Raw genomic sequence first — 12697 nt, 5'->3', positions numbered from 1 at the left:
CGGCAAGGGGTACCGGTACGCGCACGACGCGCCCCACGCGATCGCGGCGCAGCAGTACCTGCCCGACGAGCTCTCCGGTCGGCGGTACTACGACCCGAGCGACCGAGGGTTCGAGAAGCAGGTCACCGACCGGGTGGCGCGGATCCGGCAGATCCTGGACGACGCCTGACACGCGCCACCGGCGGCGACCGTGCGTCAGGCGGCCTCGAGCTCGACGAGGGTGCCCGCCATCGTCCGATAGACCTCGTCCCAGGCGGCCGCCACCTCCGGCGTCACCGCGTCCCCCAGCACCGCGACGATGGCGGCGAACAGGTGCTGGTGGACCACCTCGTACTGGGCCGGCTCCACGCCGACCGCGCGGTGCCGCCGGGCGACGGGGGCGAGCACGTCGCGGGGGTCGGCGTCCTCGTCGGCGACGAGCATCGCCGCGCACGAGGTGATCGCGGCCGCGAGCGCGCGCTGCTGGCTGCCGTCGGCGATGCGCTCGGGGGAGAACATCGACCCGAGCAGGCCGGGGTGCTCGTCCAGGAGGGTCCGGTAGAAGATCGTGGTGATGTCGTCGATCGATTCCTCGACCACCGGCAGGGTGGAGCGGACCACCTCGGCGGAGCGGGGCGAGAGCGTGACGGGGGAGGGCATCGGGGCGACTCCTTCGGGCGATCGACCGGCGCCGTGCCGGCGGTGCACAGTCAACCGCCCGGGCGACGCCGGCGACAAGACCTCGCCGGAGGAGGCAGTGGTGGGGCCCGCGGGGCCGGGGCGCCCCGCGGGATGCGGTAAGATGCTGCGGTTGCCGTTTCCGGCGACCGCCTGGGACCTCGGCCCCGTGAGCACCCGCCCCGCGCAGGAGCTCCATCGGCTGGTCCCGCACCCGAGACCTCCCCTCACGGGGCGGACGTCGGGTGTGACCTCATCCATCACCACAGGACAGGAAGCAACCAGTGACCGCTGTCACCAAGTCGCGCCGCCAGGTCCGCCTGAGCCGCAAGCTCGGCCTCGCGCTGACCCCGAAGGCCGTCCGCCACTTCGAGAAGCGCCCGTACCCCCCGGGTGAGCACGGCCGCGCCCGCCGCCGCACCGAGTCGGACTACGCGGTCCGCCTCCGCGAGAAGCAGCGTCTGCGCGCCCAGTACGCGCTGCGCGAGAAGCAGCTCCTCAAGGTCTACGAGAACGCTCGCAAGCACCCGGGCCTGACCGGTGAGGTCATGGTCGAGGACCTCGAGACGCGTCTCGACGCGCTCGTGCTGCGTGCCGGCTTCGGCCGCACCATCCTGCAGGCCCGCCAGGCCGTGACGCACCGTCACATCCTGGTGGACGGCAAGATCGTCGACCGTCCGTCGTTCCGCGTGAAGCCGGGCCAGACCATCCAGGTCAAGCCGAAGTCGCAGACCACCACGCCGTTCCAGGTCGCCGCCGCCGGCGCGCACCGCGACGTGCTGCCGGCCGTGCCGGGCTACCTCGACGTGAACCTCGAGAAGCTGTCGGCCACGCTGACCCGCAAGCCGAAGCGCGCCGAGGTCCCCGTGACCTGCGAGGTGCAGCTCGTGGTCGAGTTCTACGCGCGCTGATCCTGCGCATCGCCGCGGACGAGCCCGCAGCACCTCGGACGCCCCGTCACCCGCCTCGCGGGGGGCGGGGCGTCCGCCGTTCGTGGCCGGTCACCCGGGATAGGGTGACGACCGACCGTCTGACGCCTGTGCGAGGAGAGATCTGATGTCGATGGGTGACGTGGCCGGGCTCATCGCGGCCGTCGCGTTCGTGCTGCTCGTGGGCCTGCTCGCGATCCCGCTCGTGAAGCTGGGCCGCGTGCTCGACGAGGCGACGCGCTCCATCCGCGAGGTCACGGAGCACTCGGTGCCGATCCTCGACGAGGCCGCCACCACGGTGGCCTCCACCAACGACCAGCTGGTCAAGGTGGACACGATCACGACCTCGGCTGCCCAGGTCAGCGAGAACGTGTCGGCGCTCGCCGGCCTGTACGCCTCGACGCTCGGCCGCCCGCTGGTCAAGGTCGCGGCGTTCTCCTACGGCGTGCGCCAGGCGTTCGCCCGGGCCTCGCGCTCGAGCCGCGGCGACGACGCGAAGGCCGGCCGCTGATGCGCCGGCTGTTCTGGGTCGGCGTGGGCGTCGTGGTGACGGTCGTCGTCGTCCAGCGGGGCCGCAAGATCGTGGCGCAGTACGCGCCCGAGGCGGTGGTCGACCGCGCGGAGCGTGCGGCGCAGGACGCCGGACGCCGGGCGGAGACCTTCGTCGCCACGTTCCGGCGGGAGTTCTCCCAGGCGCGCACCGCCCGGGAGGCCGAGCTCACCGCTGCGCTGCTCGCCGAGGGGCAGCCCGACCCGGACGACGTCCGCGCGAGCGGGCTGCGCGCCGCCGACCTGCGCGGAGGGCCCGGACGGGCCCGGCACGCGGCGTCGGCGCCCGACGGACGGCGCGACCCGGTGCCTGACGCAGAGGCCGAGATCGCCGCCGACGAGGCGGACCTCGGTTACTCGTTCTGACACCCGCTCCGCGAAATCCCGTTCCGACCATCCCCCGGCGGGCGCGAGAATAGGGGGCGGCCGCCCCCGGCGGGCGGCCACCCGCTCGTCACGCCCGTCATCAGCCGTACCGGTCTGACGTCAGCCTCGACATCGGCCTCGACGTCAGGCTCGTCATCAGCCTCGACATCATTGAAGGACACCATGCGCACCGCCGAGATCCGCAAGCGTTGGCTCGACTACTTCGAGTCGAAGGACCACGCGATCGTGCCCAGCGCACCCCTGGTCTCGCCGGACCCGTCGATCCTGTTCACGATCGCGGGCATGGTGCCCTTCATCCCGTACATCCTCGGTACGGAGCCTGCGCCGTGGCCGCGGGTCGCGAGCGTGCAGAAGTGCATCCGCACCAACGACATCGAGAACGTGGGCCGCACCACGCGGCACGGCACGTTCTTCCAGATGAACGGCAACTTCTCGTTCGGGGACTACTTCAAGCGCGAGGCGATCGACTTCGCGTGGGAGCTCCTCACGACCGACCAGGGCCAGGGCGGGTACGGCCTCGACGGCGACCGTCTCTGGGTGACCATCTGGGAGGAGGACGCCGAGGCCTTCGACGCGCTCACGAAGGGCGTCGGGCTCGACCCGAAGCACGTGGTGCGCCTGCCCCGCGAGGAGAACTTCTGGGACACGGGCCAGCCCGGCCCGGCGGGCCCCTGCGCCGAGTGGCACTACGACCGTGGCCCCGCGTACGGCCCCGACGCCGTGGGCGGCACGGTCGACCCGGGCGGCGACCGCTACCTGGAGATCTGGAACCTCGTCTTCGACCAGTTCGTGCGCGGCGAGGGCCAGGGCAAGAACTACCCGCTGCTGGGCGAGCTCGAGCACAAGAGCATCGACACCGGCGCGGGCCTGGAGCGCATCGCCTACCTGCTGCAGGGCAAGGAGAACCTCTACGAGATCGACGAGGTGTACCCCGTCATCGCGCGCGTCGAGGAGCTGACGGGCAAGCGCTACGGTGCCGACCCGGAGGACGACGTGCGGATGCGTGTGATCGCGGACCACGTCCGCTCGTCGCTCATGGTGATCGGGGACGGCGTGCGCCCGTCGAACGAGGGTCGCGGCTACGTGCTGCGCCGCCTCGTCCGTCGCGCGGTGCGCGCCGTGCGCCTCCTCGGCGTCGACGAGGTCGCGCTCCCCTCGCTGCTGCCCGTGTCCAAGGACGCGATGAAGGCGTCCTACCCGGAGGTGGAGGCCGACTTCGCCCGCATCAGCGACGTCGCGTACGCGGAGGAGGACGCCTTCCGCCGCACTCTCGCGCAGGGCACGACGATCCTGGACACGGCCGTGGGTCGTGCGAAGTCGCGGGCCTCGGACGGAGCGGACGGCGGCACCCCGGTGCTCGGCGGCGCCGAGGCGTTCCAGCTCCACGACACGTACGGCTTCCCGATCGACCTCACGCTCGAGATGGCGGCCGAGCAGGGCGTGCAGGTGGACGAGAAGGCGTTCCGCGACCTCATGGCGGAGCAGAAGCAGCGCGCCCGCGCCGACGCGCTCGCGAAGAAGACGGGCCACGCCGACCTGCGCTCCTACGAGACCCTGAACAAGGAGCTCTCCGCGCCGGTCGAGTTCCTCGGGTACACGGACACCGAGTCCGCGGTGACCGTCGCGGGCCTGCTGGTCGACGGCGTGCCCGCCCCCGCGGCGACCGCGCCCGCCGACGTCGAGGTCGTCCTCGACCGCACACCGTTCTACGCGGAGGCCGGCGGCCAACTCGCCGACCAGGGCACGATCGTGCTCGACGGCGGCGCGACCATCGAGGTCGACGACGTGCAGCGCCCGGTCAAGGGCCTGTCCGTGCACCGCGGCCGCCTGGTCGAGGGCACGGTGGCCCTGGGCGACCCCGGCACGGCGACGATCGACGTCGCCCGTCGCGTCGCGATCAGCCGCGCCCACTCGGCCACGCACATGATCCACAAGGCGCTGCACGAGATGGTCGGGCCGGACCGCACCCAGGCCGGGTCGGAGAACGCCCCGAGCCGCGTGCGCTTCGACTTCCGGTCGCCGACGCCGGTGGCGGCGGACGCCCTCGGCGAGATCGAGGAGCGGGTCAACGCGCGCCTCACCGAGAACCTCGAGGTGACGGACGCGACGATGCCGATCGCCCGCGCCCGCGAGCTCGGCGCCATGGCGCTGTTCGGCGAGAAGTACGGCGACACCGTGCGCGTCGTCTCGATCGGCGGCGACTGGTCGCGCGAGCTGTGCGGGGGCACGCACGTCAAGGCCACCGGGGAGGTGGGCCGCGTCGCGCTGCTCGGCGAGGCCTCGATCGGCTCCGGCGTGCGCCGCGTGGACGCCCTCGTGGGCGACGGCGCGTACGGCTTCCAGGCCAAGGAGCACGCCCTGGTGGGCCAGCTCACCGGCCTGCTGGGCGCGCGCCCGGACGAGCTGGCCGATCGCGTGGGCTCGCTGCTCACGCGCCTCAAGGACACCGAGAAGGAGCTGGCGGGCCTGCGCCAGGACCGCATCCTCGCCGCGGCGGGCACGCTCGCCGCGCAGGCGGAGCGCGTCGGTGACGTGCGGGTGGTGGCGCACGACGCCGGCGAGGTGGCCTCGGCCGACGACCTGCGCGCCCTCGTGCTCGACGTGCGCGGGCGCCTGGGCGACGCGGAGGCCGTCCTCGTCGCCGTCGGCGGCGTCGCGGGCGGACGTCCCCTGGTGGTCGTCGGCACGAACGCCGGGGCGCGCGACGCGGGCCTGCGGGCCGGCGACTTCGTCAAGGTGGCCGCGAAGGCGCTGGGCGGCGGGGGCGGCGGCAAGCCGGACCTGGCCCAGGGCGGCGGCACCGACGCGTCGGCGCTGCCGGCCGCGCTGGCCGGCGTGGCCGAGGGCGTGCGCGCGGCCCAGGCGGGCGCGTGACGGGACCGTACGGCCCGGGCTCGCCGGAGCCGGACGCGCCCCGCGGGCTGCCGCGGGGCGCGCGGCTCGGGGTCGACGTCGGCAAGGCGCGCATCGGGCTCGCGGGCAGCGACCCCGACGGCCTCGTCGCGACGCCGGTCGAGACCGTGCCGCGCGTCCTGGACGTGCCCGCGAGCGCCGACGGGTCGCCCGCGGTGACGCCCGACGTCGCGCGCATCGCGGCGGAGGCCGAGGAGCGGTTCGCCGCGGTCGTGTACGTCGGGCTGCCGCGGCACCTGTCCGGGGCGGAGGGTGCGGCCACCGCGGACGCGCGCGACTTCGCCACCCGGCTGGCGGCCGCCGTGGCGCCCGTCGAGGTGCGTCTGGTGGACGAGCGGATGACGACCGTGACGGCGCACGCGCAGCTGCGCTCGGCGGGGCGACGCACCAAGACCCACCGGTCTGTCGTCGACCAGGCCGCAGCCGTTATCATTCTGCAATCTGCACTCGACGTGGAGCGGTCGGCGGGGGAGCGCGCCGGCGAGCTCGTCGAGCGGCAGCGACCGGGCGCCTGACCAGCCCGGACAGCAGCACCCGACCCACCGTGCCCACCCCAGGCCCTGTCAGAAGGAAGAACCCGGCGTGACGGACCTCTTCGAGCACCCCGCCCTCCAGGACGCGCCGGCGGCACCATCGCGGCGCCGCTCGGCCGCCAGCCGGAGGGCCGCCGCCAAGCGCAAGCGCCGCCGCAGGCAGCGCACCGCGGTGGTCCTGGTGGTGGTCCTCGGGTTCGTGGGCGCCGGGGCCTACCTGCTCTGGGACCGCATGGACTCGCTCGTCGGGGACCTGCCGTTCATCGGCTCGCAGAACGAGGACTACCCGGGCCCGGGGGGCGACCCGGTCGAGGTCGTCATCCCCGAGGGCGCGTCGGGCGGCCAGATGGGCACCGTGCTCCAGGAGGCCGGCGTCGTCGCCAGCGTGGGCGCGTTCAGCGACGCGTTCAGCCAGAACCCGGCCGCCGCCGGGATCCAGCCGGGCACGTACCAGCTGCAGGCCGAGATGAAGGCCTCGGACGCCGTCGCCGCGCTGGTGAAGAACGAGAAGCTGCAGACCAACGTCACCATCCCCGAGGGGTACACGGTCGAGCAGGTCGTCGACAAGGTCGGCTCGGTCACGGACATCACGCCGAAGCAGCTCGAGAAGGCGCTGGACGACCCGGAGTCCTTCGGCCTGCCGAAGCAGGCGGAGGGCAACGCCGAGGGCTGGCTGTTCCCGAAGACGTACACCGTGCAGCCGGGCGACGACGCGGCGACGCTGCTCGCTGCGATGGTGAACCAGACGAAGAAGGAGCTGGAGTCGCTCGGGGTCGAGAAGTCCGACTGGCAGGACGTCCTGAACAAGGCGTCGCTGGTCGAGAAGGAGGCGCCGGACGGGTACCGGGGCGAGGTCGCGCGCGTGATCGAGAACCGCCTGGACCGCGACGAGGCGCTGTACCTGGACGCCATCAACTCCTACGGGCTCGGCAAGCCGGCGGACGAGATCACGAAGTCGGAGTTCGCGGACGCGAGCGACCCGTACAACTCCCGCAAGAACACCGGGCTCCCACCCACGCCGATCGCCAACCCCGGGCAGGCGTCGGTCGAGGCCGTCCTCGACCCGCCCGAGGGCGACTGGAACTGGTACGTGACAGTGAACCTGGACACCGGCGAGACCAAGTTCACGGACAACTACCAGGAGTTCCTCGAGTACCGCGCCGAGTACCAGAAGTGGGCCTCGGAGAACGCCGGCTGACATGACCGTCACCCGACGAGCGGCGGTGCTGGGCCACCCCGTCGCGCACTCCCTCTCGCCCATCCTGCACACCGCCGCGTACGACGCCCTCGGCCTCGAGGGCTGGGAGTACTCGGCGATCGACACGGCCGTCGAGGACCTGCCGGCGCTCGTCCGCGGCCTGGACCTCGGCTGGGCCGGCCTGAGCGTCACGATGCCCCTCAAGCACGCGGTCATGGACCTGGTGGACCACGTCGACCCGCTCGCCGTGGCTGTGGGCGCCGTCAACACGGTGCTGGTCGGCCCGGCGCAGTGCGGCGTGACCCTCACGGGCACCAACACCGACGTCTACGGCCTGGTCACCGCGCTGCGCGAGGGCTTCGGCGCCCAGGGCCGCGGTCCCGGCACGGGAGCGGCGAGCGCCGTCGTCCTGGGGGGCGGCGCCACCGCCGCGTCCACGCTCGCCGCGCTGGGCGAGCTCGGCTGCACGACGCCGCGCGTCCTCGTCCGCTCCCTCGGCCGCACGGCCGGGCTGCAGGAGGCGGCGGCGCGCATGGGCGTGAGCCCGCGCTTCGAGGTGCTCGACCCGACGGCGTCGCTCGGCGCGCTGCGGGACGCCGACGTCGTGGTCTCGACCATGCCGGCCTACGCCGCCGACCCGGTCGCGGCCGCGCTCGCCGCCCACGGCGGCACGCCCGCCGGCGTCCTGCTCGACGTCGTCTACGACCCGCGCCCCACCGCGCTGTCGATCGCCTGGTCGGACGCGGGCGGCATCGTCGTCGGGGGCGAGCGGATGCTGCTGCACCAGGCGGTGGAGCAGGTGCGCCTCATGACCGGGCGCACGGCCCCGGTCGCGGCCATGGACGACGCGCTCGGCCGGGCCCTGGCGGCGCCGGCGTCCGCCCGCTGACCAACCGGACGGACCGGCGGCGCGAGCGTGGAAGAATCGCAGGCATGCTGCGCTGGATGACGTCGGGGGAGTCGCACGGTCCGTCACTCGTGGGGGTGCTGGAGGGCCTGCCCGCCGGCGTCGAGGTGGTGACCGCGGACATCCAGGCCGCGCTCGCGCGCCGGCGGCTCGGCTACGGCCGCGGAGCCCGCATGAAGTTCGAGCAGGACGCGGTGCGCGTCCTCGGCGGCCTGCGCCACGGCGTCACGCAGGGTGGCCCGCTCGCGTTCGAGATCGGCAACACCGAGTGGCCCAAGTGGACCGACGTCATGTCGCCTGACCCCGTCGACCGCGAGGCGCTGCTCGTCGACGCCGGCACCGGTGACGAGCGCGAGATCGCGCGCAACCGTCCGCTCACGAGGCCCCGCCCGGGCCACGCCGACCTCGTCGGGATGCGCAAGTACGGGTTCGACGACGCGCGACCGGTGCTCGAGCGGGCGTCGGCCCGCGAGACCGCGACGCGCGTCGCGCTCGGCCTGGTCGCCGCGAAGTTCCTCGAGCAGGCGGTCGGCGTCCGCCTGGTGTCGCACGTCGTGGCGATCGGCCCGGTCGAGGTGCCCGAGGGCGCCGACCTGCCCGCGCCCGACGACGTCGCCGCCCTCGACGCCGACCCGGTGCGCTGCTTCGACGCCACGACGAGCGCGGCGATGGTCGCGGAGATCGACGAGTGCCGCAAGGACGGCGACACCCTCGGCGGCGTCGTCGAGGTGCTCGCCTACGACGTGCCGACCGGCCTCGGCAGCTACGTGCAGGGCGACCGGCGCCTCGACGCCCGGCTGGCGGGCGCGCTCATGGGCATCCAGGCGATCAAGGGCGTCGAGGTCGGCGACGGCTTCCGCACCGCCCGCCGCCGCGGCTCGGCCGCGCACGACGAGATCGAGCGCGGGGACGACGGCCACATCCACCGCCGCTCCAACCGGGCCGGCGGCATCGAGGGCGGCATGTCGAATGGCGAGGTGCTGCGCGTGCGGGCCGCGATGAAGCCGATCTCCACCGTGCCGCGCGCCCTGGCGACGGTCGACGTCGCGACGGGCGAGGCCGTCACCGCCCACCACCAGCGTTCGGACGTGTGCGCGGTGCCGCCCGCCGCCGTCGTCGCGGAGGCGATGGTGGCGCTCGAGCTGGCGCAGGCCGTCGTGGAGAAGTTCGGCGGGGACTCGGTGGCCGAGGTGCGGCGCAACGCCGAGGCCTACCTCGGCTCGATCCCCGAGCTGCTGCGATGAGCGCGGGTGTGCCGCGGGCGGTGCTCATCGGCCCGCCCGGCAGCGGCAAGACGACGGTCGGCCGCCTGCTCGCGCAGCGGCTCGGCGTCGCGTTCCGGGACACGGACGCCGACGTCGAGGACACCGCGGGCAAGCCGGTCGCCGACATCTTCGTGGAGGACGGCGAGCCGCGGTTCCGCGAGCTCGAGCGGGAGGCCGTCACCACGGCCCTGGCCTGCCACCCCGGCGTCCTCGCGCTCGGCGGCGGCGCGATCATGGACGAGCACACCCAGCGGGCGCTCGAGGGCTACGTCGCGGGTGGCGGCACCGTCGTCTTCCTGGACGTCTCCCTCGCGCACGCCGCGCCCCGAGTCGGCTTCAACCAGTCCCGTCCGCTGCTGGTGGGCAACCCGCGGGCGCGGTGGGTCGAGCTGATGCAGGCGCGTCGGCCCACCTACGAGCGCCTCGCCACGGTGCACGTGGTCTCCGACGAGCGGCCCCCGCACGAGGTCGCCGCCCAGGTGCACGTCGCGGTGAGGGGCAGCTCGGCACAGCAAGGCGCGGCGCAGCACGACGCGGCCGCGGGCACATCGGCACAGGAGGTCCAGTCATGACGGTCCGCGTGACCGTGCAGGGCAGCACGAACGAAGCCCCGTCCTACGACGTCGTCGTCGGACGACACCTGCTCGGCGAGCTGCCGGGCCTGCTCGGGGACGGGGTGCGGCGGGTGCTGGTCATGCATCCCGCGTCGCTGCAGGCCACCGGCGAGGCCGTCCGCGAGGACCTCGTGGCGCAGGGCTACGAGGCGTTCGCCGTCGAGCTCCCGGACGCCGAGGAGCAGAAGACCGCCCAGGTGGCGGCGTTCTGCTGGCAGGTGCTGGGCCAGGCCGACTTCACTCGGTCGGACGCGATCGTCTCCGTCGGCGGCGGCGCGACGACCGACCTGGCCGGGTTCGTCGCGGCCACGTGGCTGCGAGGGATCAAGGTCGTGCACGTGCCGACCACGCTGCTCGCGATGGTCGACGCCGCCGTGGGCGGCAAGACGGGCATCAACACGGCCGAGGGCAAGAACCTCGTGGGCGCCTTCCACCCGCCCGCCGGGGTGCTGTGCGACCTGGCGGCCCTGGAGACCCTCGACCGCTGGGACCTCGTCGCCGGCATGGCGGAGGTCGTCAAGACGGGCTTCATCGCCGACCCGCGCATCCTCGAGCTCGTCGAGGAGCACGCCGACGAGCTCCGGGAGTGGAAGGGCTCGGACGCCTCGCCCGAGACCTGGGCCGTGCTGACCGAGCTCATCGAGAGGTCGGTGCGCGTCAAGGCCCGCGTGGTGGGCGAGGACCTCACGGAGCAGGGGCTGCGGGAGATCCTCAACTACGGGCACACCCTGGGGCACGCGATCGAGCTCACCGAGCGCTACCAGCTGCGGCACGGCGCCGCGGTCGCGGTCGGGATGGTCTTCGCGGCCGAGCTCGCCCGCCTCGGGGGCAAGCTCGACGACGCCGTCGTGGACCGGCACCGGGCGATCCTCGAGTCGCTGGGCCTGCCCACCACCTATCGCGGCGACCGCTGGGACAAGCTCCTCGCGGCCATGCAGCGCGACAAGAAGACGCGCGGCAGCCTGCTGCGCTTCGTCGTGCTGGACGACGTGGCGAAGCCGACGCGCCTCGAGGGTCCGGACCCGACGCTGCTCGCCGCCGCCTACGCGGAGATCTCGAAGGAGCCGCCGGCGGGCCGGCCCGGCGTGACGGTCCAGCTCGGGCTCTAGCCCGCGCTCCCGCCGGCCGGGCGCGCGGACTCGCGCTCGGCGTCCCACCCGCGCACGACGTCCCGGCACGCCGGGACGTCGTCGTCCGCGACGAGCAGCACGAGGTTGCCGTCGTGGTCGCTGTACAGGTGCTCCACGACGACGCCCGCCTCCGCGAGGCGGCGCGCGAACGCGCCCATCTGCCCGGGGACGTCCTGGGCGAGGCGGGTCGTGACGACGTCGCGGGCGACCGCGGGGCCGAGACCCGCCGCCGCCAGCGCGGCGACCGCGCGGGGTCCGTCGTCGACGAGGAAGTGGGCGACGCGGCCGCCGTCGAGGCTGGTCACGCCGCCGCCCTCCAGGCTGACGCCGGCGCGCCCGAGCGTCTCGCCCAGGTCGGCCAGGGCGCCGGGCGTGCCGGGCAGGCGGACCTCGAGGTCCTGCGGGTCGGGGGCGGCAGAGGCGGTCATGCGCCGACCGTAGACCCGGGACGTCTCGGCGTCCGCCGAAGCGTCGTCACCGTATCGTCGGGGTCATGGGTGGTGACGGGCGGGACCGGGACTTCACCGACGTCGGGCGGGCGCTGTCCGCGCCGGCGCGGTCGGCGATGGTCGGGCTCCTCATGGACGGCACGGCACGCCCCGCCGGCGAGCTGGCGCGGGCGGCGGGCGTGGGTGCCCCTGCCGCGTCGGAGCACCTGGCGGTGCTCGTCGCCGCCGGGCTGGTGACCGGCCGGGCCCGCGGCAGGCACCGGTACTACGCCCTCGCCGGACCCGACGTGGCCGACGCCCTGGAGGCGCTCGGCGCGCTGGCGGGCCCGGTGCCCGTGGCGGGGCTGCGGCGCAGCCGGGAGGCCGACCGGCTGGCGGCGGCCCGGTTCTGCTACGACCACCTCGCGGGCCGGCTCGGCGTGGGGCTGGCCGAGGCGTGCGTCGCGCGGGGGTGGCTGGACGGCGCCGACGTCCTCGCCCTCACGGACGCGGGTGCCGACGGGCTGCGCGGGCTCGGCGTGGACGTGGACGCCGCGGCCGCCGCCCGCCGCCCGACGACGCGGGCCTGCCTGGACTGGACCGAGCGCCGCGTGCACCTGGCCGGTGCGCTCGGCGCCGCCGTCGGCGCCCGCTTCCTCGACGCCGGATGGGTGGCGCGGACGAGCGGGCGGGGGCTGCGGCTCACCTCCGACGGGCGGGACGTGGTGCGCGCGACGTGGGGCGTCGAGCTGCTGCCGCCGTCCGGCGGTGGCGTGGGCCCGGGGCGGGCCTGACCGGCGGGGCGCTCAGGCCCACAGGCCGCGCGCGACGAGCACGTCGCGCAGCAGGTCGGCGCGGTCGGTGACGACGCCGTCGACGCCGAGGTCGAGGAGCCGGCCCATCTCCCCGGGGGCGTTGATCGTCCACACGTGCACCTGCCGCCCGGCGCGGTGGGCGGCGGCGACGGTCCGCGCGTCGACCACGGGCACGCGACCCTCGGAGACGGGGACCTGCAGGGCGTCCACGTCGCGCAGCGCCCGGCGGACGAGGGCGTCCACCCGCAGACGGGCGCCGGCGAGGAAGCCCGCCACCTCGCGGCGCCCGGCCGACGTCGCGACCGGGCGGGTCAGGCGGGCGAGGGTCGCGCGGCGGCGCCCGACGTCGAACGACGTGACGCAGACCCGGTC

Annotated in this window: 14 protein-coding genes and 1 pseudogene; 12 read left to right on the top strand and 3 right to left on the bottom strand. The window is 74.7% G+C overall.

Features of this window, described 5'->3' with window-relative positions:
- Nucleotides 1-169 (top strand): annotated as a pseudogene (locus ACFWEK_RS11180) (replication-associated recombination protein A); the annotation flags it as partial.
- Nucleotides 170-195: 26 nt separating this feature from the next.
- Here ACFWEK_RS11180 and ACFWEK_RS11175 read toward each other — a convergent pair.
- Nucleotides 196-639: a globin domain-containing protein gene (locus tag ACFWEK_RS11175; protein WP_430545448.1), complete on the bottom strand. Its 444-nt coding sequence runs from the start codon at nucleotides 637-639 to the stop codon at nucleotides 196-198.
- A gap of 302 nt (nucleotides 640-941) precedes the next feature.
- Between ACFWEK_RS11175 and rpsD the strand changes: the two genes are divergently transcribed.
- From rpsD to aroB, 10 genes are all read left to right on the top strand, one after another.
- Nucleotides 942-1568 carry a 30S ribosomal protein S4 gene (gene rpsD, locus ACFWEK_RS11170; RefSeq protein WP_429729429.1) on the top strand — a complete coding sequence of 209 codons (627 nt, stop codon included), beginning with the start codon at nucleotides 942-944 and terminating at the stop codon, nucleotides 1566-1568.
- Between the two features lie 145 nt (nucleotides 1569-1713).
- Nucleotides 1714-2097 (top strand): DUF948 domain-containing protein, encoded by a 384-nt coding sequence (locus ACFWEK_RS11165; RefSeq protein WP_430545449.1) that lies wholly within the window; start codon nucleotides 1714-1716, stop codon nucleotides 2095-2097.
- Complete coding sequence (locus ACFWEK_RS11160) at nucleotides 2097-2501, top strand: hypothetical protein (RefSeq protein WP_430545450.1); 405 nt, start codon at nucleotides 2097-2099, stop codon at nucleotides 2499-2501. Before ACFWEK_RS11165 ends, ACFWEK_RS11160 begins: the two co-directional genes overlap by 1 nt.
- A 183-nt stretch (nucleotides 2502-2684) precedes the next feature.
- Entirely contained in the window at nucleotides 2685-5396 is a 2712-nt protein-coding gene (gene alaS, locus ACFWEK_RS11155) for an alanine--tRNA ligase (protein ID WP_430545451.1), read from the top strand.
- Entirely contained in the window at nucleotides 5393-5950 is a 558-nt protein-coding gene (ruvX, locus tag ACFWEK_RS11150) for a Holliday junction resolvase RuvX (protein WP_430554088.1), read from the top strand. The genes alaS and ruvX overlap by 4 nt, the downstream gene beginning before the upstream one ends.
- A 67-nt stretch (nucleotides 5951-6017) precedes the next feature.
- On the top strand, nucleotides 6018-7166 hold the full coding sequence (gene mltG, locus ACFWEK_RS11145) for an endolytic transglycosylase MltG (protein WP_430554087.1): 1149 nt from the start codon (nucleotides 6018-6020) through the stop codon (nucleotides 7164-7166).
- A gap of 1 nt (nucleotide 7167) precedes the next feature.
- A complete protein-coding gene (locus tag ACFWEK_RS11140) occupies nucleotides 7168-8055 on the top strand; it encodes a shikimate dehydrogenase (RefSeq protein WP_430554086.1) in 888 nt (295 codons plus the stop codon).
- A 44-nt stretch (nucleotides 8056-8099) separates the two neighbouring features.
- Nucleotides 8100-9317, top strand: coding sequence for a chorismate synthase (gene aroC / locus ACFWEK_RS11135; protein ID WP_430545455.1), 1218 nt, complete (start codon nucleotides 8100-8102; stop codon nucleotides 9315-9317).
- Nucleotides 9314-9910 (top strand): shikimate kinase, encoded by a 597-nt coding sequence (locus tag ACFWEK_RS11130; RefSeq protein ID WP_430554085.1) that lies wholly within the window; start codon nucleotides 9314-9316, stop codon nucleotides 9908-9910. The genes aroC and ACFWEK_RS11130 overlap by 4 nt, the downstream gene beginning before the upstream one ends.
- Nucleotides 9907-11061: a 3-dehydroquinate synthase gene (gene aroB / locus ACFWEK_RS11125; RefSeq protein WP_430545457.1), complete on the top strand. Its 1155-nt coding sequence runs from the start codon at nucleotides 9907-9909 to the stop codon at nucleotides 11059-11061. Before ACFWEK_RS11130 ends, aroB begins: the two co-directional genes overlap by 4 nt.
- Here aroB and ACFWEK_RS11120 read toward each other — a convergent pair.
- Entirely contained in the window at nucleotides 11058-11510 is a 453-nt protein-coding gene (locus ACFWEK_RS11120) for a hypothetical protein (RefSeq protein ID WP_430545458.1), read from the bottom strand. The two genes, aroB and ACFWEK_RS11120, sit on opposite strands and share 4 nt — an antisense overlap.
- 65 nt (nucleotides 11511-11575) lie before the next feature.
- Here ACFWEK_RS11120 and ACFWEK_RS11115 point away from each other — a divergent pair, with 65 nt between their 5' ends.
- Nucleotides 11576-12304 (top strand): ArsR/SmtB family transcription factor, encoded by a 729-nt coding sequence (locus ACFWEK_RS11115; RefSeq protein ID WP_430554084.1) that lies wholly within the window; start codon nucleotides 11576-11578, stop codon nucleotides 12302-12304.
- Between the two features lie 12 nt (nucleotides 12305-12316).
- Here the strand turns inward: ACFWEK_RS11115 and ACFWEK_RS11110 are convergent.
- Nucleotides 12317-12697, bottom strand: a 381-nt coding sequence (locus ACFWEK_RS11110) for a glycerophosphodiester phosphodiesterase family protein (protein WP_430554083.1), incomplete at its 5' end; no start/stop codon positions are given.

The sequence above is a fragment of the Isoptericola sp. NPDC060257 genome (assembly GCF_042726645.1).
GTDB classification, from domain to species: Bacteria; Actinomycetota; Actinomycetes; order Actinomycetales; family Cellulomonadaceae; genus Isoptericola; species Isoptericola nanjingensis.
Note: the sequence above shows the minus strand (reverse complement) of the source record. Positions and strands in the feature narration are given on the sequence as shown.

Excerpts from the sequence above, each read along its gene's own strand:
- ACFWEK_RS11160 (WP_430545450.1), top strand. The coding sequence starts at position 2,097 with ATGCGCCGGCTGTTCTGGGTCGGCGTGGGCGTCGTGGTGACGGTCGTC.
- ACFWEK_RS11115 (WP_430554084.1), top strand. The coding sequence starts at position 11,576 with ATGGGTGGTGACGGGCGGGACCGGGACTTCACCGACGTCGGGCGGGCG.
- ACFWEK_RS11130 (WP_430554085.1), top strand. The coding sequence starts at position 9,314 with ATGAGCGCGGGTGTGCCGCGGGCGGTGCTCATCGGCCCGCCCGGCAGC.
- ACFWEK_RS11165 (WP_430545449.1), top strand. The coding sequence starts at position 1,714 with ATGTCGATGGGTGACGTGGCCGGGCTCATCGCGGCCGTCGCGTTCGTG.
- aroB (WP_430545457.1), top strand. The coding sequence starts at position 9,907 with ATGACGGTCCGCGTGACCGTGCAGGGCAGCACGAACGAAGCCCCGTCC.
- ACFWEK_RS11120 (WP_430545458.1), bottom strand. The coding sequence starts at position 11,510 with ATGACCGCCTCTGCCGCCCCCGACCCGCAGGACCTCGAGGTCCGCCTG.
- ACFWEK_RS11175 (WP_430545448.1), bottom strand. The coding sequence starts at position 639 with ATGCCCTCCCCCGTCACGCTCTCGCCCCGCTCCGCCGAGGTGGTCCGC.
- alaS (WP_430545451.1), top strand. The coding sequence starts at position 2,685 with ATGCGCACCGCCGAGATCCGCAAGCGTTGGCTCGACTACTTCGAGTCG.
- aroC (WP_430545455.1), top strand. The coding sequence starts at position 8,100 with ATGCTGCGCTGGATGACGTCGGGGGAGTCGCACGGTCCGTCACTCGTG.
- ACFWEK_RS11140 (WP_430554086.1), top strand. The coding sequence starts at position 7,168 with ATGACCGTCACCCGACGAGCGGCGGTGCTGGGCCACCCCGTCGCGCAC.